The organism is Roseovarius mucosus DSM 17069 (assembly GCF_000768555.3).
Classification (GTDB): Bacteria; Pseudomonadota; Alphaproteobacteria; order Rhodobacterales; family Rhodobacteraceae; genus Roseovarius; species Roseovarius mucosus.
Map to the genome: position 1 here is coordinate 253,601 of NZ_KN293977.1, position 25,869 is coordinate 279,469.

Consider the following 25,869-nt stretch of genomic DNA (forward strand, 5'->3'; position numbering starts at 1 on the left):
CTTGGCCTCTGTGCCTGCGCCCCTGCGGCGATGCTGGATGATCGTGTGGTTGGCCGGATGGACGGCGTCCGGATGGACGCTCTCTTGGCGGAGGCGGGCGCATGAAGATTTATGTTCCCATGGACAGCGCCGCCAAGGCGCTAGGCGCTGAAGAGGTCGTGGCTGCGATTCGTGCCGCCGCACCTGCGGCCGAGATCATCCGCACCGGCACGCGCGGCATGATCTGGCTGGAGCCGTTGGTGGAAGTTGAGATTGACGGGGTGCGCCATGCCGTGTCTGCCACAACCCCGTGCTCCCATGCCGGAAAGGGCATGCTCTCGGCGGCGATGATGCCATTGAAATAGGCCGGATGCGGCTGGCCTGGGTCGAGCGTGGCAGTGGCTGGGTCGATATCAAGTTCCTCGGCGATCAGCATGGCCTGAGTCGAAGCGATGCCCTGTCCGACATCGGCGCGCGGCACGATCAGCGTGATACCCTGCGGCGTGATCTTGACGAAAGGGGTCAGCGCCGCCTCGCCCTCTGGTAGATCATTCAGCAGAGGGTTGGGCGTGGGGCGGGTGACGTAATACGCCCCAAAGGCGACTCCCCCGACAATGGCGGCGGACCCGATCAGGAAACTGCGGCGGGTGATTGTTCTGGCGCGTCCCAAGTCTCAGGCCTCCCGCATCGCGCGGGCCGCAGCGTGGACGGCGGCGCGGATGCGGGGATAGGTCCCGCAGCGGCACAAATTGCCCGACATCGCCGCGTGGATGTCGTCGTCGGTCGGCTTTGTGTTGCGGGACAAAAGGTCGGCTGCCTGCATGATCTGACCAGATTGGCAGTAGCCGCATTGCGCAACCTGGTGCTCGATCCAAGCGGCCTGAATAACATGCAAGGAATCGGGTGTCCCCAACCCCTCAATCGTTGTCACATCGTCCCAGACATCGCCCAAAGCCACCTGACAGGAGCGTACGGCATCGCCGCCAATATGGACCGTGCAAGCGCCGCATTGTGCGATGCCACAGCCGTACTTCACACTCGTTACGTTCAGCCCGTCCCGTAATACCCAAAGAAGGGGCATGTCGGATGGCAAGTCCACATCATGACTGGTGCCGTTTACCGTGAGTAGCATGTTTCGCTCCAGTCGGTTTGTGGACGTGGCGTGACACCGCGCGCGCTCAAAGAGTAAATCCATGGGTTCACCAGAGCGATATACATATGTGGTCAGTTGAATTCAGATTGGGTCAGTCGGCATTCAGAGTCTGGTTCTGCCCATCCACCCATGGCATTTAGGCAAGGTAGTTGAAAGCTTAGGTCCATGGTCAATTCACAGACATACTCCAATTTCATGGCGACGGATGTGGCATGCCGCATCCTTGGCGTTGATCCGCAGGTCATGCTCGAGACGGCAGGCCTTGGTGCGTTAGCTCGCAGTCGAACAGAGGTGCGTGTGACGGCGCAGCAGTATTTCGACTGCTGGAACACGATGGAGGTGCTGTCGCCGCGCCCCGACTATGTGCCCCACCTTGGTGTTGCGATATCCCGCGGGCCGGTGATCCCGGTCTTTTTCACGCTGTCCTGCGCGCCCGATATGGAAACTGGTCTGATACGTCTGGCGCAGTTCAAGTCGTTGCTCGGCCCGACGCTCATGCGAGTGTTCTGGGATGGCGGGCTGCTGCGATTGGAGTTCGACAGCGTCGATGCCCGCGTGCCCATGCCTCCGAGCCTTGGCGCCCTTCAACTTGTGGTCGCGGTGGAGAACATTCGCGGGGCTGCGGCCCATCTGGTATGCCCGGTTGCGGCGGGCTTCGATGGATCGGAGGAGGAGCGGCACATGATCGCCGGTCAATTGGGGATCATGCCGGAGCGGTCGCATGCCGCCTATCTGGCCTTCTCGCCCGAGGATGCGAAACGTCCGTTTATTTCCGAAAATCCCGCCCTCTGGGCTGATATCGAGGCCGACCTCAAGCTTCAGCTGGCAGCCCAGAACGACCGTTGGCCTGTCGCCGAGCGGGTGAGAGGCGCCTTGGTCGATCTGATGCCAGCAGGGCGGACGGGGGCCGAGGACGTAGCCCTTGCGCTTGGGATCAGCCGAAGCACACTGCAGCGGCGATTGCGCGAGGAAGGGACGTCATATCAGACGGTCCTCGACGTCACGCGGCACGACATAGCAACCCGGTATCTGACCAAGACCACCTTGCGCGTCGAAGAGATCGCAAGCGTGCTCGCCTACCGCGATGCCAACAGCTTTTCGAGAAGTTTCCGCAGGTGGACGGGACAAGCGCCAGTTGCCTTTCGTCAGGCCATGGCGCTTTCGAAGGGGCAGGTCGGAAAGCCGGAATGATTTCGAAGTCATTGCGGCGCGCGTATCGAATGAGGGCAGAACTTCGCACATCAGCTCCACGCCTTGAATTCGTTGATCACCTCGCGGCGGAAAAGTAGCCCGAGCGCCACGAGTTGCGCGGCCATGGCCAAACCGATCCCCAAATAGACTGTCGCTGCCGACGCCATCTCAACCGGCATAGGGCTGATCGCCTGCGTGATCAGGCCCTGCGAACAATCGAAGCCCCCCGGCATTTTAGGTAACAAGCACACCCCAGACTACCACGCTACGCCGCGTCCAGAAGAGGTAGAGCATTACCGGCAACATAAACCCGATGATTGTGTCGCCAAGCCATGGACCGAACCAGCCATTGGGGGCAATGCCGCCGAGCATCTGCACCTGCGGCAGGAACAGGATGGTTTGTGCGCGAAAAATCGTAATGCCCATCAGTGCGGCGATGGCTCATCGGGTGGCTGGTTTCATTAGGAACCCCCACTGCTATCGGCTTTGGCTTACTGAACCGGCGTGAAATCCGCAGGCTCGTCGAAGACGGTGAAGTCTTTGCAGATTTCCGGCCCCAGGCAATCCTCGGCATGAAGGCACTCCGCCGGGCTGGAACCAGTTGGAGCCGGGCAAGAGGTCCGGCCCACGGTTCGGCTCGGACAATTCCCAGTGCTGCATCCGCCCCTTCACGACCATAGCCCAATAGCAATGCGTGTGGGTATGCGGCAGGACTTCGTAGATGGCCGGGTCGAGCAGCGATGTCGTCGCTGTCGGCTGCCCAGTCCCAACCCCGCCGTAAAGCGCGGCGCTGCGAACGCCGGGGCGGGAAACGGGACGAAGACGACCTGATCTGCGGGACTGCGGATGCTCGTATCTGGCCCTTGCGGGGCTTGCGCTTGCGCTGCGGCACCGAGCCCTGTGACGAGCATGAGGGCAGGCGCCGCGTGCGTCATTAGATGGCGGATCGTCCGTGGCGTTGTTCTCGGATTTTCGTTCCTTGTTGCAGGGGGCAGAAGCACACGTCTCCGGCGCCTGAGGAAGGACATGGCCGTGGACAGAACGCCAGAGCGTACGTTTTCGGATTTGTTCAACAACTCGCGCGCGGCGTGAGCGACAACGGGATGCGGGCGATCACCGAGATGGGGCGTGCGCATCATTGCAGTCAGTGTGGCGGCGATGGGACGCTGAGGATCAGGCCGAGCCGCTTGAGCGCGACGCGCGCCAGATCAACGGGTTCAGGAGAAATGTCGAGCCCGTGCACGGCTGCCGCATGGGTAATGATCATCTCGATCACGCCGATATCGATCCCGAGGGTCACCGGTCCGGCGCCTTGGTCTGCACGCATCTTGCCGTAGTCGATCAGCTTCTGCCGATCGAGGTGACCGATCCGTTCCTTCCCAAGATCGCGCTTCAACGTGGTGAGTGTCGCGGCCTTGCTGCGACGCGGCGGTTTCCCTACCTCGCACATATCGGTTATATGAAGATCAATGAGGTCGCCAAAGGTCTGGAGGCGGGAGACGGACGACTTGTTCGGCGCCAGCCCCTGATCGACCCGGGTCTCAGCTTGGCGGGCCCAACGATGGGCGTCGTCGCGGCGGAGGAACGTCTCGCTCGCGTAGCGGCCCTTTCGTCTGATCTGGACCCGGTATGCACCGGAGGGGACCTTGGTGATGGAGGCCATTTTCGTGTGCGCTGTGTGTGCAATGAGTCGTCGTAGAGGGGCAAATTCGGGGATATTGGGGCGTATTCCTGCGTAGCAGCATCCGCCGCCAACAGTTTGAAGATACACAAAAAATGCAAATAAATCAACACGCTAGATTATCCACGGCCCCTATGATGGATTGTGGCGATTTTTACTTTATTTCAAGTGGTTGAGTGGTGCCGTGTGCAGCGTGTGTTCATGTTTCGATCGCGCCCGGTCGGGCTGTGTCGCACGAGTTGCGGTACTGCTTGTCCGGATGATCCTGAGGTTCCGGCCATCACTTCGTACGGGTTCACACTTCTTCCATCACCTTTCGGGCCACGCGAAAACACTCCAGCGCTTGCGGCACGCCGCAATAGATTCCAATCACGTGGATGATCGCGCGGATTTCATCCTGGGAAACTCCGTTGTTGATGGCGCCGCGGCAATGCGTTTCCCACTCATGCATTTTTCCCAAGGCCCCGATCATTGCCAGGTTCATCATGGAGCGTGTCTTGGGGTCGATCACGTCATCGCCCCAGCCAAAACCCCAGCACCAAGCTGTCATCGCCTCTTGGAACGGGCGGGTGAAATCGTCCGCGGCGGCGAGGTTCTTTTCGACATATTCCGCGCCCAGCGTGGCCTTGCGTTGTTCCAGACCTTTCAGGAAAAGATCTTCGTCGAATACGCTCATGTCAGTGTCCTCTCAGCCGGATCGCGATGTTCTTGGTTTGCACGTAGTTCCAAATTGCCTCGCGGCCCTTTTCGCGGCCATAGCCGGATTTGCCGTAGCCACCAAAGGGCGTTTCAACGCCGCCCGCATACCATTCGTTGACGAAGACTTGACCAGCCCGGAGTTGCCGCGCCGCGTGGGCGGCGCGATCCAGATCGGTGGTAAAGACACCCGCCACCAGCCCGTAGTCTGTGCCATTGGCGATCTCAATGGCCTTTGCGTCCTCGCGGAAGGACAGCACCGACAGGACAGGGCCAAAGACCTCTTGCTGCGCGATGTCCATATTCGGCGTCACACCTGACAACGCGGTTGGTTCAAGGAACGCACCGGGGCGATTGAGCTTGTGTCCGCCTGCGGCGACCTGCGCGCCCTGTTCTTCAGCGCGGGCGACCATGCTCAGGGCACGGTCGCGCTGGCCTTCGCTTACCATCGAGCCCATATTTGCACCAAATTCGGCACGCATGATACCGGGGCCGACGGACAGGGATTTGGCAACCTTTTTCGCCCGTTCGACCAGTTCGTCGTAGCGGCTTTCATGTACAATCACGCGCGACATGGCCGAACAGACCTGTCCCGCGTTGAAGAAAATGCCCCAGCGGATGTCATTCTCAAAAGCGTCGAGATCCGCGTCGTCATGGACGATGGCAGCCGACTTGCCGCCCAGTTCCAGCACACAGGGCACCACGTTCTGCGCGGCTGCGGTTGCGATCGCCACGCCGGTGGGCACAGAGCCCGTAAACACAATCTGGTTGACGTTCCGATGCGCAGCCAGCGCTGCGCCCGCGTCCCGCCCCAACCCGCAGAGCACGTTGACCGAGCCGGCAGGAAAGCCGGCTGCTTCGGCAGCGCGGGCCAGGTAAGCGTTGGTCAGGGGTGTCAGCTCGGGCGATTTGATCACGCAGGCATTGCCGGTGGCCAGAGCGGCAGAAAGCGACCGGGCGGTCATCTCGACCGGGTAGTTCCATGGGATGATTTGGGCGGAGACACCAAAAGGTTCGTATTCAGTCCAGTCCATGTAACCCGCGCCGAGTGGTATCGACCGGCCTTCGACTGTACTGGCCTGATTGCCGTAATATTCGAAATAAAGCGCGGCCCCTTCGACTTCGATCATCGACTCCCAAAGGGGTTTGCCCTGTTCAAGGGTCAGCACGCGGGCAATCTCGTCCTTGTGTTGCAGCAGATAGCGCCCCATCGCCTGTACCATCCGCCCCCGTTCGATTGGCCGCATCGCGGTAAGCGCGCCGGACTGATGGACGCGCTTGGCCACCTGAACGGCGCGGTCCACATCAGCGGCGTCGGCAAGCGCGTGCTCAGCGATCCGTTCTCCCGTAGCAGGGTCGGTCACGTCGATCCGGCCAGCACCGCCATCAACCCAAGCGCCGTCGATGAAATTCTGCCAGAAAGGTTTCACATCAACCATCAACGGCCTCTCGCATCCAGCGCTGCAAGTGTAGGATCGAGTGCTCGGAATTCACGCCGCAACCGGGATCGACGACCAGAGGCCCCGGCACGTACCCGCGTGATTTCAGCCCGCGCTGAACGGATTCAACAAGGTGGATGTCTTCCTCTACAGTGGTTGCGCGATCTTGTTGCGCCATGCGGCGAACCGTTTCGTCGTCGTAGCCTCCGACCGAATACCAACCGCGCCAGACCACCACGTGATCGGCATCCACCGCACGCCAATGGTAGGTGTTCAGAAGATTGCCCGGATAGACCTGGAAGGAGAACATTGGCCAGAGGAACCAGCTCGAATAGCGGTCGTTGTTCGCAAAGCCGCTCTGAATGTCGTAGGTCATCTGGCTGAGGTCATTGCATTGCGTGGTGTGGCGCAGGCAGAACCCCTGCGGCTGGATGTCATAGGTCTCCGGGCGGATCACCCCGGTGGCGAAGGTCGGATGGTTCAGCGTGCAGTGATAGCATTCGGAATAATTCTCAACCGAGACCTTCCAGTTGCAGTTCTCGGGGATTTCTACCCAGTCAAGCGGCTTCAACTCGGCCCAGTTGGGAACAAACTCTTCAAGTTCGGCCCGCACATTCGGAAACCATGTGTCCATCGGGTCCGCGTAGGGGTCAAGATTGACGAAAACGAAGCCAAGGAACACCTCGGTCCGCACTTCGGTCAGACAGATTTTCGAGGCGTCGAAGCCCGGCACTGATTTGGCATTGGGTGCCGCACGCAGCTTACCGGTCAGTTCGTAAGTCCATGCGTGATAGGGGCAAACCACGACGCGGGTGCTGCCCGCGCCGCTGACAAGCTGATGAGCGCGGTGCTGGCATACGTTGTAGAAGGTGCGGATTTGACAATCCCGGCCCTTTATGGCGAAAAGGCTTTCGTCGCCCAGATCGAACGCGACATAGTCGCCGGGGTTTTCCAATTGGCTCGCATGGCAAGCAAATTGCCATGTACGCGCGAGAAGTCCGGCTTTTTCGGCCTCGAAGACCTGCGGATCTGTGTAGTACCGCGCGTCAAGTGACCGCACGAGGCCTGTTTCATCCTTCATTCCGGCTCCTCCATATAGATGCCAAGCTGATGTCGGCGGCGGTGGAATTGCTCAACCCGATCGACGATCTCGTCGCTGGCCACGGCGATCACGAAGCTCAGCAGCGTCTCAAGCAGCGCGATGGTGGACACGGAAGACGGGAAAAACTGCGGTGTGTCGACGGCAACGACAAAGCCATGATCTGCGGCCCGGATGATCGGACTGGCGGGGCTGTCGCTGAGACCAATGATGGTCAGACCCTGTTCGCGGGCCACCTCGATGGCGGCGACGACTTCGGCGCGGTAGGGGCGCATCGACATGGCGATCAGGACATCGCGCTTGTCGGCCCAGGCCAGATCGTCCGTCGGGGTGGACCCTTCGCGCGGTATGGCGTGAAATTGCACCATGCCGGTGGATGCGAGGTAGGTAAAGTTGCGCGCATTGGCATTGTTCACGCCAACGCCCAGCGTAAAGACCTGACGGCTCGACCAAATCGCCTCGGCCGCGGCTTTAAGGGTGTCCGCATCGATACCGGCAAAGGTCTCTTCAAGATTGCGGATCGCGCCTTCGACCATGTCGGCATAGAGCCCGCCCAGATCGCCCGACTTGCGGATATCCTGCAGCCAACGCGCCCGGTCGGGAAAGCTGACGGCTCCCTTGCGGATCGCCTCGCGAAACGGGGCGCGGAAATCCTCGTAGCCTTCGAACCCCACCTGACGCGCCATGCGGACAAAGGTGTTGGGTTTCACATTCGCAGCTTCGGCGATTTCGCGCACAGTCGAAACGCCCACGTCATTGGGGTTTTCCAGCACATAGCGCGCGGCTTTCTGCGCCTCGGGGGTCAGGGCGTCCCATTCTTCGGTGAGGCGCTCCAAAACGTGAGATGATACATTTGTTCCATTCATATTTGACATTGGTACAAACATACACTTAGCCTGTCCACAAGTTTCGCGTCTCCCGAGCAAAGGAATCGACAATGTCGGACAATCAGTTTCCCAGCCACGCCCGCGTGGTCATCGTTGGCGGAGGTGTCATGGGGGTCGGCCTTGCCTACCACCTTGGGCATGAAGGTTGGGGAGCAGATACCGTGCTCTTGGAGAAGGCGGAATTGACCAGCGGTAGCACATGGCACGCTGCCGGTCAGATCACGCATTCCACGTCAAGTTTCTCATTGGGCAAATGCGTGGATTACAACATCGGCCTTTACTCGGGCGGGTTGGAGGCTGAGACCGGCCAGGCCGTGACATGGCACGGCTGCGGGTCATTCCGCCTTGCCTATACCGAGGACGAGATGGACTGGCTGCGCCACACGCTGTCGGTTGGCCGGTCGCTTGGGTTCAACATCGAATTGGTCGGACCGAAGCGGATTGCCGAACTGCACCCGTTCTACAATCTCGACGGTGTGCTAGGCGCGCTGCACACCCCCGATGACGGCCATGTCGATCCGACAAACGTGACCATGGCCATGGCGGCCGGAGCGCGGGCCAAGGGCGTGCGGATCATCCGACGGTGCCGCGCCACGAACATCACACAGCAGCCGTCAGGCGAATGGCTGGTGGAGACCGAACGGGGAGCGATCCTCTGTGAGCATGTGGTCAATGCTGGCGGCACCTATGCGCGGCAGATGGGGGAATGGTCAGGGCTGCAATTGCCGATGACGTCGATGACGCACCATTATTTCGTCACGGAAGAGGTGCCGGAATTCCGAGACCTTGAGCGCGAGTTGCCGGTGATCCGCGATGACCGCAAGGTGTCAGGCTACATCCGGATGGAGCAGAAAAAGGGCCTGATCGGGATCTACGAGAAAGCCAACCCCAACACGGTGTGGGAGGATCATTGCCCGTGGGAGGCCGAGAACGAGTTGTTCGCCGCCGACTATGACCGTGTCATGCCGTGGCTTGAGGAAAGCCTCAACCGGATGCCAATCTTTGCGGAGCTGGGTATCAGCCGTGACGTTCATGGTGCCATCAGCCATCCACCTGATGGCAACCCGCTGATCGGCCCCGCGCCGGGTGTGCGCAACTACTGGTGCTGTTGCGGCACGCAGATCGGTATTGGCTGGGGACCGGGTCTGACCCGCGAATTGGCGCGTTGGATGGTGCATGGGGCTGCGGATATCTCGATGCGGGACTACGATCCGCGGCGCTTCGGCTCTTACGCGACCAGGGATTGGCAGGTCATCAAAGCCAAGGAAGACTACTGCCTGCGCCACGAAATCCCGTTCCCGCATTTCAACCGTCTCGCTGGGCGCCCTATCAAACCGTCACCCTTGTATGACACGCTGAGGGCCAAGGGCGCAGTCTTTGAAGAGGTCTATGGGTTTGAGCGCCCGCGCTGGTTTGCGCGGGATGGCGTGGCGCAGAAAGATCACTATTCCTTCCGCCGCACCGTCGTCGACGACATGGTTGCAGCCGAGGTCAAGGCGGTGCGCGAGCGGGTCGGGATTATGGATGTGACTGCCTTCACCAAGGTAATTGTCGAGGGTCCAGATGCCTACGCGCTGCTGGGCCGCCTGACGGCGAACCGGATGCCGCAGAAGGTCGGGTCAATCACACTGACCCATATGCTCAACCATCGCGGACGGATCGAACTGGAAACAACCATCGTGCGGATGGCTGATGACCGGTTCTACCTCGTCTGTGCCGCTTTCTTTGAACAGCGTCTGTTGGATCATCTCGCTGCCCATCGCAACGGTGCGGACGTGACCGTCAGGGCGCTATCCGACAGTTGGGGCGCGCTGAGCCTGAACGGGCCAAAGTCTCGCGATGTTCTTGGCGCTTGTACCGAGGCGCGGCTCGACAATGCGGCGTTCCGCTGGCTGTCGGCGCAGGAGATCATGATTGCAGGACACAGCGTCTGGGCGTTCCGCATATCTTATGCGGGTGAGCTTGGATGGGAACTGCACATGCCATTTGCCGCCATGGAAGCGGTCTATAGCGCGCTCTGGCAGGCGGGTAAGCCACACGGCATCGCTGATTACGGCAGCTTCGCAATGAATGTGATGCGGATGGAAAAAGCCTTCAAGGGCGCAGGCGAGTTGACCAACGAGGTCACCCTTGCTGAGGCCGATGTGCTGCGCTTTGCCCGGACGGACAAGGAGTATCTGGGCCGCGATAAGACCCTGAATACCGACCTGCCCTGGATCTGCGCGTATCTCGAGATTGAACCGGACGGCGTCCGCGACGGGCATGGCGGTGAAGCGGTTATGCTCGACGGCACGGTTGTCGGCTCCACGGCCTCGGTCGCCTTTGGCCACACGGTCGGCAAGATCCTGGCCTTCGCCTATCTCAAACCCCACGCCGCAAAGCCGGGAACCGAGCTTGAGGTTGTCATCCACGGCCAACCGCGCGCGGCGCGCGTACTTGGCGAACCAGCCTATGATCCGCAAAGCCTGGCACCGCGCGCCGACGTCGTTCAGGAGCCCGCCGAATGAACCGGATTACCACGCCTGCGCTGTCAGCAATCAGCATCGCGCAGCGCATCAAACGGCTGCGTCTTTGGCATGTGCCGCTGACCAGTCACACCGCCTACTACATGGCTGAAGGCAAGACGTGTGACACGGTCGAAACGGTTGTGATCGCGGTCGAGACCGATGCTGGACTGAAAGGCTGGGGTGAGGTCTGCCCGATCCCGCATTATCTGCCCGCCTATGCCCGTGGGGTGGCGCCTGCCTTGCAGGAACTTGCGCCAGTGATCCTTGGTGGTGATCCTGTTGGGGCTGAGGCGCTGATGGCCAGCGCGGATGCCTATCTGCCAGGCCATGTCTATGCCAAATCCGCCTTGGACATCGCCTTGTGGGATATCACTGGGCAGGTTGCCGGTTTGCCACTTCACGCGCTCCTCGGTGGTCGCAGACAGGCGGACCTGCCACTCTATCACTCGATCACCTGCGTCGAGCCAGACGAGATGGCGCGGATCGCGCGAGACGCGCAGGCGGCTGGCATCACTCAGTTTCAGACCAAGCTCGGTGCATCCGGTGACTGGCAAACTGACGTTGAACGACTGGTCAAAGTGCGCGAAGCGGTCGGCCCCGGACCACTGGTCTATGGTGACTGGAACTGTGGGGCGACGACTCTGGACGCCATCCGCGTCGGGCGTGCGGTGGCCCATCTGGACGTGATGCTGGAACAGCCCTGCGCCACGCTTGAGGATTGCGCGCGTGTGCAAGCGGCCACAGGTCTGCCTATGAAGCTCGACGAATTGGTGCATGATCCTGCTTCGATGCTCTCCGCGCACCACCTCGGAATCATGGATGCGGTCGCGCTCAAGCTGTCGAAGTTCGGCGGTCTGTCCGCCACGCGCCGGGCACGCGATCTCTGCCTGCATCTTGGGGCAAAGATGTGCATCGAATGCACGTGGGGCAGCGATATCGTGACCGCCGCCGCTCTGCATCTGGGGGCGGCAACTGCACCGTCCCGTGTTCTGAACGTCTGCGATCTGTCAAGTTACGTCAACCCGCGCATTGCCCCTGATGCGCCCGCTCGAACCGATGGCCGCATCGCACCGCCTGATGGTCCAGGCCTTGGCATCACCGTTGATCAAGACTGCCTTGGCGCACCCGACCTGATACTGGATTGACCTTATGAACCGCATTTACACCCAAGCCGATTGGATCAACCGGGCCCGCGAAGTGCTTCCCGCCGCCGGTTTCGGCAATTTCGACGCTTCCATTGTGATCGCGCGGGGCGACGGCAGCCGCGTTTGGGACGAGAATGGCAACGAATATGTGGATTACCTGATCGGTTCAGGTCCGATGCTTCTGGGGCATGGCCATCCGGAGGTGATGGAAGCTGTTCTGGAGCAATTGCCGAAGGGCATGACGTTCTTCGCCAACAACGCCAAAGGGATCGAATTGGCCGAGGCGATCGTCGAAGCCGTTCCGTGCTGCGAGCAAGTACGGTTCGTCACATCCGGTGGCGAGGCCGACATGTATGCCATCCGCCTTGCCCGCGCCTATACCGGCAAGTCGAAAATCTTGAAATTCGAAGGCGGGTATCACGGCATGTCTGCCGAGGCGCAGATGAGCCTTGCCCCTTCGCAACAGATCAACTTTCCTACTGCGGTGCCAGACAGCGCGGGTATACCGCAAGGCGTGGCCGATGAGATGCTTATTGCCCCGTTCAATGATCTTCAGGCAGTTGCATCGCTCTTGACCGAACACGATGACGTCGCGGCGATCATTGTCGAACCGCTGCAACGGATCATCCCGGCGAAACCCGGATTCCTGCAAGGCCTGCGCGAATTGTGCAACCGTCACAATGTTCTGTTGATCTTCGACGAGATCGTTACCGGGTTCCGTCTTGCCTACGGCGGCGCGCAGGAACGCTATGGCGTAGTGCCGGACATCTGCACCTTGGGCAAGATCATCGGGGGTGGCTTTCCTCTGGCCGCCTTGGGGGCGAGCACCGAGATCATGGCACACTTCGACAAGAACGTCGTTGGGCCGGAGAAGTGGCTGATGCAGCTCGGAACACTCTCGGGCAATCCGGTCGCCGCGGCCGCGGGGCTCAAGACGATGGAAGTTCTCCGGCGTCCGGGCCAATATGAGCGGCTGCGCGACCTGGGGCAGACCTTGATGGACATGCAATCCACGGCTCTGACCGAACAGGGGATAACCCACCAAATCTGCGGTGACCCAACGCTGTTCGATATCTACTTCACCGATGCCAATCCGGTCGATTATCGAACCGCCAAACATGGTGATCCAAAGATCAACGAGGTCTGGAACGGCGCCTTGCGGAGCCAAGGTGTGTTCAAGTCACCCGGAAAGCTTTATCCATCGCTGGCATTGACGCCAGCAGACCTGGACTTGACCCGCTCCGCATTCAGCCATGCAGCGATCGCAGTGGCAGATGCTTTGGTATCCCACCGATAGACCTCCCAATGTTTTGAGAACAGCACCGCGCAATCACCGCCCTTCGCCTGTCTTTGCGCGGGGTAGGGTGGCGAAGTGCATGCCCTGTATGTATGGTTCAGTAAACGGGGCCGCTTCTAAGAAAAGCGACCCGAGGAGAACACTTAATGCCCGACAACGCAGCCACCGCGGCCGCGCGCCTTTCTTGTGCCCCTATGATGGATGGTCTTGATCGCGAAACGATTTCAATAGGTTGCGGGGCGTCGTGTGCAGCACATGTTCATGTATCAATCGCGTGATTTCGCGCTGCGTCGCAGCTAATACAGGGCATTTTAAGAGATCGGTTCCTCGATGGGCGAAATTGTATTCAACTCTTAACATAATTTGATACGGACAGGACCTGGGAGCCTAGCCTCATGCGCTCCACATCATTCTGAAATCAGGCAAGGGAACTCAAGTGTCTTCAGGTCCGCCTTGAATTTTTGGTCTGTTGGCGCAAGGGATAGACTGTACGCGGGGAATTCGACGAGTTTGTAAGTGTTCGACCGCCGACGACTGGGAGGTCACCATGCTGAAAGATCCAGAATACGGGAATGATCCGCTCGGCGCGGCGCGGATCCTGATCGTCGATGACGAACCGGGAATGCGGCATTTCCTCGTCAACACCCTGCGCCCCATCACACGGCATGTCGACAGTGCAGAAGATGCCCGTTCTGCTGAAGAGATGCTGTCCACGCACCAATACGATGTGATGGTGCTCGACAACATCATGCCGGGACAGAAAGGGCTTGAATGGCTACTTCAACAACGTTCCAAGGGTGGCTTTACCAACACGATCCTGATCACGGCCTACGCCGACCTTCAGACGGCGATTGACGCCATGCGCGCTGGGGCTTCGGATTTTCTCGTCAAGCCTTTCCGGTCGAACCAAATTCTAAATGCGCTACGCAAATGCCTGGAACTGGCACAGCTGAAAAGAGAAAACGCTCTGCTTCGGCGCGAACTTGATACGGTCGCAAGTGGCAATCGCCGCAAAGAACTGATCGGGGCGTCTCAAGTTATCGCCGAGGTTCGAGCAATGCTGGAGCGAGTGGCACCGCTGTCCACGCCGGTGTTGATCACCGGGCCGTCCGGCTCTGGCAAGGAAGTCGCTGCGCGCCATCTGCATGGGCATTCCGGGCGTGGCGCGGCTCCATTCGTGACGATCCAGTGCGGGGCAATTCCTGCCGACATGATCGAATACGAATTGTTCGGTCACGGTGCCGGAGCTTTTCCTGGCGCCCAAGTTGGACGCGAAGGGCTGCTTGCGCAGGCTTCGGGAGGAACTGTTTTCCTGGACGATGTCAGTGAACTCAGTGCCAGCGCGCAGACGGCTCTTTTGCGTGTGATTGAAGACGGGGTGATCCGGCCAATCGGCACCGGACGCGACGTGCAATTGGACCTGCGCTTTGTCATCGCGTCCAGCAAATCCCTGCAGAAGGCCGTGCAGGACGGCCATTTCCGAGAAGATTTTCTGTTTCGCATTAACGTGATCGACGTGGCCATGCCTCCGCTCAAGGATCGCGGCGCTGATATTCTGGACCTCGCCGAGTTGTTCCGATCCGAGATCGCAATTGCGCTTAACCTTCCGCAGGTCGAGATCACCTCGGCTGTGCGCTCGGCCATGCTGCGCCACGACTGGCCCGGAAATATTCGGGAGCTGCATAATTTCGTTGAGCGCGCGCTGATCTTTGGACGGTTTCCGCTGGAAACACTTGGCGACGTCAGCACATCGGATGACATCGCCCCTCTGGAGGATATGGAAAAACGTGAAATCCTGAAAGCGCTCGACGCGCTTGGCGGTAACCGGAGCGAAGCAGCGCGGCGGTTGGGCATTTCCCGCAAGACCATCGACCGCAAATGCGCGGCCTGGGGGCTGTAGCCGGTGTCGCGTCTGCCCAAGGCTCTGCGCTCCGTTCGGGTGCGCCTGCTGGTGATTGCGCTCTTGCCGATGCTGGTGCTCCTGCCGGTCCTTCTGGGAGGCACTGTCTGGCGGTGGTCGGGCAAGGTGGACGCAATTCTGGTCAACAAGGTCACAGGGGACCTGACCATCGCGGATCAATATCTTGCTCGGTTGATCGAAAACTCGGGTGAGCGCGTCGATGCGGTCGCGCGCTCTGTGGCGTTGCAGACCGCGCTGGAAGACGGTGCAATCGACGCCTTTCTTGAGAAAGAGCGCGATCGGCTGGGTCTCGATTTTCTGCATGTCTCCAGAGACACAAAATGGCCCGTCATCGAGGACGCGCTTGGCGGAAACTGGCGCAGTACGATCGACGTGTTCGACACCGAAACACTGGCATCGCTGTCGTCGGACTTGTCGGCGCGCGCCAAAATACCCCTTGTTCCCACCCGCGGAGCAGTGCCGACGGACCGAACGGACGAGACGCGTGGGATGGTCATCCACTCCGCTGCACCGCTGATCCTTCCGGATGGGACGAGGGTGGCCTTGGCAGGTGGCGTGCTACTGAACCGAAACCTTGGCTTCATCGACACGATCAACGCACTTGTCTACCGTGCCGAAAGCCTGCCCGAGGGCAGCCAGGGCACAGCGACTCTGTTTCTTGATGACGTACGCATTTCCACCAATGTCCGACTGTTCGAAAATGTTCGTGCTCTCGGAACCCGCGTCTCGGCTGAGGTTCGGGCGCAGGTTCTGGGCCGAGGGGAAATCTGGCTGGATCGCGCCTTCGTGGTCAATGATTGGTATATCTCTGCCTACGAACCCATTTTCGACAGCTTTGGCACACCTGTTGGTATGCTCTATGTCGGGTTCCTCGAAACGCCCTTCAGCGCTGCAAAGCGCAATTCCGTCATCACATTAAGCCTTGCCTTCCTGTTCATCGCACTGGCCTCGGTGCCGGTCTTCCTGCGGTGGGCGGGACATATCTTTCGCCCACTGGAAAGCATGACCCGGACCATCGACCGTGTTGAAAGCGGCGATCTGAGTGCGCGCAACGCGCCAAGCGATGTGGATGGCGAGATCGTTCAGGTCGCGCGGCATTTCGACAGTCTGCTCGACAGGTTAGAACAGCGCGACCGTGAACTGCGCGCTTGGGGGGAGACTCTTGAGCAAAGGGTGGAGGAGCGCACGCATGAACTGCACGCAGCCAAACAGAGGTTGGAGCAGACGACCGAGCGTCTGATCATCTCCGAGAAACTTGCGGCCGTCGGCGAGATAACGGCTTCGGTCGCGCATGAAATCAACAATCCGGTGGCGGTGATCCAGGGCAATCTAGACCTTGCACGCAGCAACCTGGGCGACGAAGCCCAGCGGGCCGAGGAGGAATTCCGCCTCATCGACGATCAGGTCTATCGCATTGGCGTGATCGTTTCGAAATTGCTGCATTTCGCCCGGCCCGAAGACTTCTCCGGTGCCGACAGGAAGGTCGACCCGTCGCAGGTGGTCCGCGACTGTCTTGTTCTGACCCGCCACCAAATTGAGGCGGCGGGCATCGTATGCACCGTAGAGGCAACCAGCACGTCAAAGGTTCATATCTCGCGGACAGAGCTACAGCAAGTTATCGTCAATCTGATCCTGAATGCAGTCCAGGCGATGCCCGCAGGGGGTCGTCTGCGCGTCGCCACGAAAGAAGATGAAGGCCAGATCATCCTGGCTGTCGAGGATACCGGCACAGGGATCGATCCGGACACTCTGGGGCGGATATTCGATCCGTTCTTCACCACCAAGCAGGCGCAGGGAACCGGGCTTGGCCTGTCGATCAGCCGTCAGATTGTGAGTCGCGCAGGTGGACAGATCACCGCGTGTTCGACGCTTGGCGCCGGTAGTCGGTTCGAAGTGCGACTGCCCGCGCAAGAAAATCTCGCTTAGGCAAATTTGGACAGAATGTCCCAAAATCTCGCATTCCAGCGGGTGGGTGTTGGACAGATTGTTCCGAATTTCGGCCCGGCTTCCTCTGAGATCAGACAAAATGCCATTTAAGTATATGATTTAAATAGTAAAAAACGGTTGACGCTTCAAGGTGCCGTCTGCCTTTTCTTGCTTTGCATGCCAGTGCATGCCCCCACTTGTGCTCGGAGGAGGGCGCGTCTTGGGGACATCAAAGGGAGGAAAAACCATGAGCAACGCCTCGCACGGTGCGTTGGGCTTTTTGCACAAGAGCCATATCGTCGCCGAACCAGGATTCAACCGCTGGCGCGTGCCGCCGGCATCCATCGCCATCCACCTCTGCATCGGCTCGGTCTATGCGTGGTCGGTCTTCAACCCGCCGCTTACCCGCGAACTGGGCGTCGTTGCCTCCAGCGCCGATGACTGGAGCCTCAGCTCGGTCGTGTGGATTTTCTCGGTGGCCATCGTCTTCCTCGGCCTCGCAGCTGCTTTTGCAGGCAAGTGGCTTGAGGAAGTCGGCCCGCGCATGGTCGGCGTCGTTGCGGCGTTCCTTTGGGGTGGCGGCTTCATAATTGGCTCATTGGGCATTTCCAGCCACCAGTTGTGGCTGGTTTACCTCGGCTACGGCGTGCTCGGAGGCTGCGGGCTCGGACTGGGCTATGTCTCGCCCGTGTCGACCTTGATCCGTTGGTTCCCGGACCGGCGTGGCATGGCGACGGGTATGGCCATCATGGGCTTTGGCGGCGGCGCGATGATCGCAGCCCCGGTCAAGGGGTGGCTCTTGAGCCTTTATGCCAAGGCGCCTGAGTTCCTTGGCGCGCAGGACGCTGTGACGACCGTGGTTGAAAACGGTCGCGTCTTCGCGGAAACCGCCGCCGGCAAGGTCGAGGTCGTGATCGCATCCGCCGCGCAGGCCGCCAGCTTTGGCGGCGACGCGGGCGTCTATGTCGTCGGCACCGGCGCGACCGGCGCTGCGCAGACTTTCCTGACGCTCGGCGTGGTCTATTTCATCGTCATGATCCTTGCCGCGTTCCAGTATCGCGTTCCCGCGAAGGACTGGAAACCCGAAGGCTGGACGCCGAAACCCGTGGCCTCTGGCATGGTCAGTCAGAACAACGTCCATATTGACCAGGCGCTGAAGACGCCGCAGTTCTGGCAGCTTTGGGTCATGCTCTGCTTCAACGTGACCGCCGGGATCGGCGTCATCGGCGTCGCTAAGACGATGATGTCGGAAATCTTCGGCTCGGTTATGCCGCTGGTGGTCACCGCTGCCTTTGCCTCGACATATGTCCTGATGATTTCGGTCTTCAACATGGTCGGGCGGTTCTTTTGGGCGTCGACCTCGGACTACATCGGGCGCAAGGCGACCTACATGTGCTTCTTCGTGCTCGGCACGATCCTTTATCTGTCGATACCTTATTTCGCCTCGGCCGTGGCCACCAACCCCGCGATGATCTACCTGATCGGCTTCTACGCCGCGACGATGATCATCTTCTCCATGTATGGCGGCGGGTTCGCAACGATCCCGGCCTATCTGGCGGACATGTTCGGCACCATGCACGTGGGCGGCATCCACGGGAGGTTGCTGACAGCATGGTCCACCGCGGGCGTGTTGGGTCCACTGGCGATCACGTCCTTGCGGCAGATGTCGGTGACAAGCGCGATCCAGGACTTGGCGACCAAGATCGACCCGGCTGCATTTGCCGTGAAGTTCGGCGCGCCACTGGTGCAGCTGGATCAGCTGGTCGCGGCCAAGACCGTGACCATAGCCAAGCTGATGGAGATCGCCCCCGAGGGCACGATCGACCCGACGCCTTCGCTCTACAATACGACCATGTATTGCATGGCGGCGCTGCTGGTCGTGGCGTTCTTTGCCAACCTGCTGATGAAGCCGGTCAAGGAACACCACCACCACGACGAACCGGAGCTTCAGGCTGTTCCGGGCGAATGACGCATTCAAAGGGGCACCTGTCGCGGGTGCCCCTTTACGCAATGTTTTGAATTTCTGATTGAATTCAAAAATTTTGATCGAGGTTCTCTATCATACTCGACAAGCTGGAAATGTTCATAGCCCTTGCGAAGGAGTGCCATTTCGGACGAGCCGCAGAACGATTGAACATTGCGCAACCGACACTGTCGGCCGGCATCAAGCAATCGGAAGCGCAGTTGGGTGTGCAGTTGGTTCATCGCGGCTCTCGCTTTGGTGGGCTGACACCGGAGGGGCAGACGGCGCTTACCTGGGCCAAGCGGATTGTCGATGACGCTCGGCAGTTGCGCGACGAGATGCGTATCAGTCGGCAGGGCTTGACCGGAGAGGTGCGGCTGGCCGTGATCCCCACCGCACAGACTTGGGCCGGGCGGCTTTGTACAGCCTTTTCCGAACGTCACCCCAATGTCAGGTTTACCATTCTGTCGCGCAACTCGTGCGAGATCCTGCAGATGCTCGACGATTTCAAGGCAGATGCCGGAATATCATACTTGGAAAACGAGCCGCTTGGTCGGGTCGATACAGCAGAGCTTTATGACGAAAGCTATATTTTCGTGTGTGCCCAAAGTTCGCAGCACGCGAAGAGGGCGAAGATGGCATGGTCTGAGCTGGACGGAGAGACACTGGCACTGCTCACGCCTGACATGCAGAATCGGCGGATCATCAACCAATTGTTTGCTGAAAGTGGCGTAACGCCCATGACCTGCATTGAGTCGAACTCGATCATTGCACTTGTGGCGAGTGTAGCGTCGGGCCATTGCATGACGGTTTTGCCGAGGGACGTGACAAGCTTTCTCTCGGATGGAAAAGACCTTGCGCTTGTGCCGCTCGAAGGGGCGAAGCGATCTCAGAAAGTAGGCCTGATCCTGCCACATTGCGATCCGCGCACGCCGGTTCTATCGGCCCTGCTGGCCGAAGCGAAGCGCCTTCCCTCAACGGTTTGATCCAAAACCCCTATCGACTCACGGAACGCCGTTATTGATCGGCAACCGGTTTGGTGTGCCAAGGTATGCCAAATTGGAGGACGACAGCCACGGCCCAACCCGCCACCGCCATCGACGTCGAAGAGATCGCCCGGATCATCGACGCCCATATCCACCTCGAAGGGCCGCTATTGCCGTTATTGCATGCATTGCAAGAGGCTTTCGGATACGTCCCGGAGCATGCGCATGCTCCGATCTGCGATGCGCTGAACATCACCCGCGCCGAGATGCATGGCGTGATCACCTTCTACCATGACTTCCGGGAAAAGCCCGCCGGGCGCCACGTGCTGAAGATCTACCGCGCCGAGGCGTGCCAGTCGGTTGGCGGCGCGGCCATGGCGGATGCGCTGCTGGCCAAGCTGGGCCTCGATTGGCACGGCACCACCGCCAATGGCGCGGTAACGATCGAGCCGGTCTATTGCCTTGGTCTGCGCGCCCGCCGCGATGGTCGATGACCGGGTCGTGGGCCGCGTCGATGCGGTGAAACTGGACAAGCTGCTGGCGGAGGCGGGCGCATGAAGATTTACGTTCCCATGGACAGCGCCGCCAAGGCACTGGGGGCCGAGGATGTGGTTGCCGCCCTGCGCGCCGCTGCCCCCGAGGCGCAGATCGTGCGCACCGGTTCGCGCGGCATGATCTGGCTGGAGCCGTTGGTGGAAGTTGAGATTGACGGGGTGCGCCATGGCTATGGTCCGGTGACGGTGGGCGATGTCGCGGAGATTCTCGATGGCAGCAGCGCCAAGGCGCTAGGTCCGGTCGAAGACCTTGAATGGATGAAGCGCCAGACCCGCCTGACCTTCGCGCGCGTCGGCGTGATCGATCCTTTGTCGCTCTCGGACTATTCTGCCCATGGCGGGCTGATCGGCCTGCGCCGGGCCATTGGCATGAGTGGGGCCGAGATCGTCGCAGAAGTCACCAATTCGGGCCTGCGCGGCCGAGGTGGCGCAGGCTTTCCCACCGGCATCAAGTGGAAGACGGTGCATGAGGCTGAGGCCCCGCAAAAATACATCGTCTGCAACGCCGATGAGGGCGACAGCGGCACCTTTGCCGACAGGATGATCATGGAGGGCGATCCCTTTACTCTGATCGAAGGCATGGCGATTGCGGGCCTCGGCGTTGGGGCGACGCGCGGTTATGTCTATCTGCGCTCGGAATATCCTGACGCCATCGCGGTGATGCGGCGCGCGGTCGAGATTGCGCGCGGCGCAGGCGTGCTTGGTTCGGATGTGCTCGGTTCCGGTCGCGCGTTTGACATGGAAATCCGCGTGGGTGCGGGGGCCTATGTCTGCGGCGAGGAAACGTCACTTTTGAACTCGCTCGAAGGCAAACGCGGCGTTGTACGTGCCAAGCCGCCGCTGCCCGCGCTCGAAGGGTTCCTCGGGCGCCCGACGGTGGTGAACAACGTAATCAGCCTTGCCACCGTGCCAGTGATTTTCGAGAAGGGCGCGCAGACCTATGCCGATTTCGGTCTTGGCCGGTCGCGCGGCACCGTGACCTTGCAAATTGCGGGCAATGTGGCGCGTGGAGGCCTGTTCGAGACGGCTTTTGGCATCACCTTGGGCGAGGTGGTCAATGATCTGGGTGGCGGTACCTTGACCGGCCGCCCGATCAAGGCGGTGCAGGTGGGCGGACCCTTGGGGGCCTATGTGCCCGTCAGCAATTTCGATGTGCCGCTTGGCTATGAAGAGCTTGACGCCAAGGGCGGGCTCTTGGGTCATGCCGGGCTGGTGGTCTTTGACGATCATGCCGACATGCTGCAAATGGCGCGCTTCGCGATGGAATTCTGCGCGGTGGAAAGCTGTGGAAAGTGCACACCTTGCCGGATCGGCGCGGTGCGCGGAGTCGAGACAATCGACCGCATCGCGGCAGGCGACGGGGCGGCAATTCCGCTTTTGACGGACCTTTGTGAGACGATGAAAGACGGCTCGCTCTGTGCTCTTGGCGGGTTCACGCCCTTTCCGGTCATGTCCGCGCTCACCCATTTTCCAAATGATTTCGCCACCCAAAAGGAGGCTGCCGAATGAAAGATTTCATCATTCCCAATGACCGCGACATGGGCACGCCCGCCAAGATAGGGGTGCCGGTGACGCTAGAGATCGATGGTGTCGCGGTGACTGTGCCCGAGGGCACATCGGTGTTGCGCGCGGCGGCCGAGGCGGGGATTTCCATCCCCAAACTTTGCGCCTCCGACAATCTCGAAGCCTTCGGTTCGTGCCGCCTCTGCGTAGTGGAAATCGAGGGGCGGCGCGGCACGCCCGCATCCTGCACCACGCCTGTGACGCCGGGCATGGTTGTGCACACCGGGTCGGCCAAGGTGCGCAAGATCCGCCGCGGCGTGATGGAACTCTATATCTCCGACCACCCGCTTGATTGCCTGACCTGTTCGGCCAATGGCGATTGCGAGTTGCAGGACATGGCGGGCGCGGTCGGCCTGCGCGATGTGCGCTATGAGGCTCCGATAGATAGCGGCATGGTCAATCATTTCGAGGCCCGCAATACGAGCGGCGAGGCCAATCCGGAATGGTTGCCAAAAGACGACAGCAACCCGTATTTCGACTATGACCCCAGCAAATGCATTGTCTGCAACCGCTGCGTTCGCGCCTGCGAAGAGGTGCAGGGCACCTTTGCGCTGACGATTCAAGGCCGTGGTTTTGAGAGCCGCGTTGCCGCAGGTGGCCCCGCTGACGATTTCCTGAGTTCCGATTGCGTGAGTTGCGGTGCCTGCGTGCAGGCCTGCCCGACTGCGACCTTGCAAGAGAAGTCGATCATCGAAATGGGCACGCCCGATCGGTCGGTCGTGACCACCTGCGCCTATTGCGGTGTGGGCTGCTCTTTCAAGGCAGAGATGAACGGCGACACGCTGGTGCGTATGGTGCCCTACAAACACGGCAAGGCCAATCGCGGGCATAGCTGCGTCAAGGGCCGGTTCGCTTATGGATATGCGCATCACAAGGACCGCATTCTCAAGCCTATGATCCGCGAGCGCATCTCCGATCCCTGGCGTGAGGTCGACTGGGACGAGGCGCTGAACTTTGCAGCCACCCGGATGCGCGGGCTTCAGGAGAAATACGGTAAGAAATCTATCGGCGTGATTACCTCAAGCCGCTGCACCAACGAAGAAACCTACCTGGTGCAGAAACTGGCGCGCGCAGTTTTTGGCAACAACAACACCGATACCTGCGCGCGCGTTTGTCATTCGCCCACGGGCTATGGTCTGGGTCAGACCTTTGGCACAAGTGCTGGCACGCAGGATTTCGATAGCGTCGAGCATACAGATGTGGTTGTGGTGATCGGGGCCAATCCCACGGATGGCCACCCGGTCTTTGCAAGCCGCCTTAAGAAGCGATTGCGCGCGGGCGCGAAGCTGATCGTGATCGACCCGCGGCGGATTGATCTGGTGAAATCGCCGCATATTGCGGCGGCGCATCATCTGCCCCTGCGCCCCGGCACGAATGTCGCCGTGGTCAGTGCCCTTGCGCATGTGATTGTGACCGAGGGGCTGATGGATGAGGAATTCATACGCGAGCGCTGCGATTGGGACGAATTCCAGCATTACGCTGAATTCATCAGCAACCCCCGCCACTCGCCTGAGGCCACAGCGCTGTTGACCGGCGTCGATCCTGCGGAACTGCGCGCCGCCGCTCGTCTTTTTGCCACGGGCGGCAATGGTGCGATCTATTACGGGCTGGGCGTGACCGAACATTCCCAAGGCTCGACAACCGTGATGGGCATCGCCAACCTCGCTATGCTGACCGGCAATATCGGTCGGCCCGGCGTGGGGGTGAACCCGTTGCGCGGCCAGAACAACGTACAGGGGTCGTGTGATATGGGGTCTTTCCCGCATGAACTGCCTGGTTATCGCCATGTCAAAGGCCCTGAGGTGCGCGCAATCTTTGAAGAGGCCTGGGGCGTCCAGATCGACGCGGAACCGGGCCTGCGCATCCCCAACATGCTGGATGCTGCTGTGGATGGCACGTTCAAGGGGCTCTATTGTCAGGGTGAGGACATTCTGCAATCGGACCCTGATACCAAACATGTGGCGGCAGGCCTAGCCGCGATGGAATGCGTGATCGTGCACGATCTCTTCCTGAACGAGACTGCGAATTACGCCCATGTCTTCCTGCCGGGATCAACCTTCCTCGAGAAGGACGGTACCTTCACCAATGCCGAGCGCCGCATCAACCGTGTGCGCAAGGTGATGCCGCCCCTCAATGGCTATGCGGATTGGGAAATCACCCAGATGCTCGCCAATGCCATGGGGGCGGGGTGGAGTTATAGCCATCCAGCGCGGATCATGGAGGAAATCGCCGCCACCACGCCCTCTTTCGCAGGGGTGGACTATGCACTGCTTGAAGAAAAAGGCAGCGTGCAATGGCCCTGCAACGAAGCGCATCCCGAGGGCACGCCGCTGATGCATGTGGACGGGTTTATGCGCGGCAAGGGGCGGTTCATTGTCACCGAATATGTGGCGACAGATGAAAAGACCGGTCCGCGCTTTCCGCTTTTGCTGACCACAGGACGGATATTGAGCCAGTATAACGTGGGGGCGCAGACCCGGCGCACCGCGAATGTGGTCTGGCATGAGGAGGACCTGTTGGAGATCCATCCGCATGATGCCGAGGTGCGGGGCCTGAAGGAGGGTGACTGGGTGCGGCTGGCCAGCCGTGCTGGCGAAACGACCTTGCGTGCCAAGCTGACCGACCGGGTCAGTCCCGGCGTGGTTTACACCACCTTTCACCACCCCGATACGCAAGCCAATGTGATCACCACCGACTATTCGGACTGGGCCACCAATTGCCCTGAATACAAGGTGACAGCGGTGCAAGTCAGCCTGTCGAACGGGCCGACGGACTGGCAGGAGGATTACGCAGCGCAAGCGGAACGCGCGCGCCGCATCCTGCCGGCGGCGGAATGACCATGCGGGCGCATGTCAGCACGCCTGGGCTCGCGCATCGCACCGAAGGCACGCGCGACATCCACCGCGCGCTGCCGGAGGAGGTGCCGGTCGCGCTGGTGTTCAACGGCACGACACAGGCGGTGATGATGGCGACACCGGTCGATCTTGCGGACTTCGCCCTTGGCTTTGCCCTGACCGAGGGCATTATCACTGATCCCGCACAGGTCGAGGAATTCGAGATGGTCGACCATGCGAACGGCATCGAGACGCGATTCTGGCTGAGTGACGACCGGGCGCAGGCCCTTGCAAAGCGACGCCGGACCATGGCCGGGCCGGTCGGCTGCGGCCTGTGCGGCATCGACAGTCTGGAACAGGCCTTGCGGTCGGTGCCGCATGTCATGACTGATCTGCGCCTGAGCGCATCGGATGTGGCCCGCGCCACCGACGGGTTGCGTAACCACCAAAGCTTGCACGATCTGACCCGCGCGACCCATGCCGCCGGTTTCCTGCTGCCAGGCTCTGGCGTGGTGCTGGCCCGCGAGGATGTCGGCCGCCACAATGCCTTGGACAAGCTCATCGGAGCGATCGTTAAGCAAGGCATCGATCCGACCCAAGGCGCGGCGGTCATGACCTCGCGCTTGTCGGTGGAGCTGGTGCAGAAATGCGCCCTTGCCGGTATTCCCGCCCTGATCGCCGTCTCTGCCCCGACCGGCGCTGCCGTGCGCCTGGCCGAAGAGGCGGGGATCACCCTCGCGGCATTTGCCCGGGGCGGTGGCTTCGACCTCTTTTCCCATCCTCAACGTATCAATGACGAGGCCGCCGATGTCGCCTGACAAGATGATCCGCATGGCGAACCAGATCGCCACCTTTTTTAAAACTCAACCGGGCGACGCCGCCCCCGCCAAGGTTGCGGCGCATATTACCGACTTTTGGGAGCCTCGGATGCGCGCCCAGTTGCACGCCCATGTCGCGGCGGGTGGGGTGGGCCTTGACGCGCTGGTGATCGCGGCGGATGCTCGAATAGAGAGGGCCGGGCCGCGCGCCTGAAGTGTCTCAATTGCCT

20 protein-coding genes and 4 pseudogenes are annotated in these 25,869 nt (G+C 60.5%); 15 read left to right on the forward strand and 9 right to left on the reverse strand.

Annotated features, from left to right (window positions below; genetic code table 11):
- A pseudogene (locus ROSMUC_RS21285) lies at positions 1 to 105 on the forward strand (formate dehydrogenase subunit gamma); the annotation flags it as partial.
- Positions 102 to 287, forward strand: a pseudogene (locus tag ROSMUC_RS21290) (thioredoxin domain-containing protein); the annotation flags it as partial. The pseudogenes ROSMUC_RS21285 and ROSMUC_RS21290, both read left to right, overlap by 4 nt.
- Positions 288 to 562: 275 nt before the next feature.
- Here the strand turns inward: ROSMUC_RS21290 and ROSMUC_RS21740 are convergent.
- Both ROSMUC_RS21740 and ROSMUC_RS06770 read right to left on the reverse strand, forming a co-directional pair.
- A pseudogene (locus ROSMUC_RS21740) lies at positions 563 to 649 on the reverse strand (twin-arginine translocation signal domain-containing protein); the annotation flags it as partial.
- Positions 650 to 652: 3 nt separating this feature from the next.
- The gene (locus tag ROSMUC_RS06770) at positions 653 to 1,111 is read right to left on the reverse strand and encodes a (2Fe-2S)-binding protein (protein ID WP_037271063.1); all 459 of its coding nucleotides are present in this window, start codon (positions 1,109 to 1,111) and stop codon (positions 653 to 655) included.
- Positions 1,112 to 1,297: 186 nt separating this feature from the next.
- Between ROSMUC_RS06770 and ROSMUC_RS06775 the strand changes: the two genes are divergently transcribed.
- Positions 1,298 to 2,323: an AraC family transcriptional regulator gene (locus ROSMUC_RS06775; protein ID WP_037270924.1), complete on the forward strand. Its 1,026-nt coding sequence runs from the start codon at positions 1,298 to 1,300 to the stop codon at positions 2,321 to 2,323.
- Positions 2,324 to 2,373: 50 nt separating this feature from the next.
- On the opposite strand, the gene ROSMUC_RS21295 is transcribed toward ROSMUC_RS06775, so the two are convergent.
- The 7 genes from ROSMUC_RS21295 to ROSMUC_RS06810 all read right to left on the reverse strand — a co-directional run bounded on the left by ROSMUC_RS21295 (position 2,374) and on the right by ROSMUC_RS06810 (position 8,104).
- Positions 2,374 to 2,556, reverse strand: a complete 183-nt coding sequence (locus ROSMUC_RS21295) for a hypothetical protein (RefSeq protein ID WP_245875132.1) — start codon at positions 2,554 to 2,556, stop codon at positions 2,374 to 2,376.
- Position 2,557: 1 nt separating this feature from the next.
- The gene (locus ROSMUC_RS21300; RefSeq protein WP_245875133.1) at positions 2,558 to 2,749 is read right to left on the reverse strand and encodes a hypothetical protein; all 192 of its coding nucleotides are present in this window, start codon (positions 2,747 to 2,749) and stop codon (positions 2,558 to 2,560) included.
- A 718-nt stretch (positions 2,750 to 3,467) separates the two neighbouring features.
- Positions 3,468 to 3,986, reverse strand: a complete 519-nt coding sequence (locus ROSMUC_RS06790) for a hypothetical protein (protein ID WP_245875134.1) — start codon at positions 3,984 to 3,986, stop codon at positions 3,468 to 3,470.
- Between the two features lie 313 nt (positions 3,987 to 4,299).
- The gene (locus ROSMUC_RS06795; RefSeq protein WP_037270926.1) at positions 4,300 to 4,680 is read right to left on the reverse strand and encodes a carboxymuconolactone decarboxylase family protein; all 381 of its coding nucleotides are present in this window, start codon (positions 4,678 to 4,680) and stop codon (positions 4,300 to 4,302) included.
- 1 nt (position 4,681) lies between these two features.
- Entirely contained in the window at positions 4,682 to 6,139 is a 1,458-nt protein-coding gene (locus ROSMUC_RS06800; protein WP_037270927.1) for an aldehyde dehydrogenase family protein, read from the reverse strand.
- Positions 6,132 to 7,220, reverse strand: a complete 1,089-nt coding sequence (locus ROSMUC_RS06805) for an aromatic ring-hydroxylating oxygenase subunit alpha (RefSeq protein ID WP_037270928.1) — start codon at positions 7,218 to 7,220, stop codon at positions 6,132 to 6,134. Before ROSMUC_RS06805 ends, ROSMUC_RS06800 begins: the two co-directional genes overlap by 8 nt.
- Complete coding sequence (locus ROSMUC_RS06810) at positions 7,217 to 8,104, reverse strand: MurR/RpiR family transcriptional regulator (RefSeq protein WP_037270929.1); 888 nt, start codon at positions 8,102 to 8,104, stop codon at positions 7,217 to 7,219. Before ROSMUC_RS06810 ends, ROSMUC_RS06805 begins: the two co-directional genes overlap by 4 nt.
- 71 nt (positions 8,105 to 8,175) lie before the next feature.
- Between ROSMUC_RS06810 and ROSMUC_RS06815 the strand changes: the two genes are divergently transcribed.
- The 12 genes and pseudogenes from ROSMUC_RS06815 to ROSMUC_RS06870 all read left to right on the forward strand — a co-directional run bounded on the left by ROSMUC_RS06815 (position 8,176) and on the right by ROSMUC_RS06870 (position 25,853).
- On the forward strand, positions 8,176 to 10,632 hold the full coding sequence (locus ROSMUC_RS06815; RefSeq protein ID WP_037270931.1) for an FAD-dependent oxidoreductase: 2,457 nt from the start codon (positions 8,176 to 8,178) through the stop codon (positions 10,630 to 10,632).
- The gene (locus tag ROSMUC_RS06820) at positions 10,629 to 11,777 is read left to right on the forward strand and encodes a mandelate racemase/muconate lactonizing enzyme family protein (protein ID WP_052115273.1); all 1,149 of its coding nucleotides are present in this window, start codon (positions 10,629 to 10,631) and stop codon (positions 11,775 to 11,777) included. The genes ROSMUC_RS06815 and ROSMUC_RS06820 overlap by 4 nt, the downstream gene beginning before the upstream one ends.
- 4 nt (positions 11,778 to 11,781) lie before the next feature.
- Positions 11,782 to 13,074 (forward strand): aspartate aminotransferase family protein, encoded by a 1,293-nt coding sequence (locus tag ROSMUC_RS06825; RefSeq protein ID WP_037270932.1) that lies wholly within the window; start codon positions 11,782 to 11,784, stop codon positions 13,072 to 13,074.
- 469 nt (positions 13,075 to 13,543) lie between these two features.
- Positions 13,544 to 14,974 carry a sigma-54-dependent transcriptional regulator gene (locus tag ROSMUC_RS06830; RefSeq protein WP_342748347.1) on the forward strand — a complete coding sequence of 477 codons (1,431 nt, stop codon included), beginning with the start codon at positions 13,544 to 13,546 and terminating at the stop codon, positions 14,972 to 14,974.
- Positions 14,975 to 14,977: 3 nt separating this feature from the next.
- A complete protein-coding gene (locus ROSMUC_RS06835) occupies positions 14,978 to 16,921 on the forward strand; it encodes a sensor histidine kinase (protein WP_037270936.1) in 1,944 nt (647 codons plus the stop codon).
- Between the two features lie 247 nt (positions 16,922 to 17,168).
- Entirely contained in the window at positions 17,169 to 18,890 is a 1,722-nt protein-coding gene (locus ROSMUC_RS06840; protein WP_037270937.1) for an OFA family MFS transporter, read from the forward strand.
- Between the two features lie 92 nt (positions 18,891 to 18,982).
- On the forward strand, positions 18,983 to 19,870 hold the full coding sequence (locus tag ROSMUC_RS06845; protein ID WP_037270940.1) for a LysR family transcriptional regulator: 888 nt from the start codon (positions 18,983 to 18,985) through the stop codon (positions 19,868 to 19,870).
- Positions 19,871 to 19,935: 65 nt separating this feature from the next.
- Positions 19,936 to 20,428, forward strand: a pseudogene (locus ROSMUC_RS06850) (formate dehydrogenase subunit gamma).
- The gene (locus ROSMUC_RS06855; protein ID WP_037270941.1) at positions 20,425 to 21,933 is read left to right on the forward strand and encodes an NADH-ubiquinone oxidoreductase-F iron-sulfur binding region domain-containing protein; all 1,509 of its coding nucleotides are present in this window, start codon (positions 20,425 to 20,427) and stop codon (positions 21,931 to 21,933) included. The pseudogene ROSMUC_RS06850 and the gene ROSMUC_RS06855 overlap by 4 nt, the downstream one beginning before the upstream one ends.
- Positions 21,930 to 24,824: a formate dehydrogenase subunit alpha gene (fdhF, locus tag ROSMUC_RS06860; protein ID WP_037270942.1), complete on the forward strand. Its 2,895-nt coding sequence runs from the start codon at positions 21,930 to 21,932 to the stop codon at positions 24,822 to 24,824. Before ROSMUC_RS06855 ends, fdhF begins: the two co-directional genes overlap by 4 nt.
- On the forward strand, positions 24,821 to 25,639 hold the full coding sequence (gene fdhD / locus ROSMUC_RS06865) for a formate dehydrogenase accessory sulfurtransferase FdhD (RefSeq protein WP_037270944.1): 819 nt from the start codon (positions 24,821 to 24,823) through the stop codon (positions 25,637 to 25,639). Before fdhF ends, fdhD begins: the two co-directional genes overlap by 4 nt.
- A complete protein-coding gene (locus tag ROSMUC_RS06870) occupies positions 25,629 to 25,853 on the forward strand; it encodes a formate dehydrogenase subunit delta (RefSeq protein WP_037270946.1) in 225 nt (74 codons plus the stop codon). The genes fdhD and ROSMUC_RS06870 overlap by 11 nt, the downstream gene beginning before the upstream one ends.
- The last annotated feature ends 16 nt before the right edge of the window (positions 25,854 to 25,869 follow it).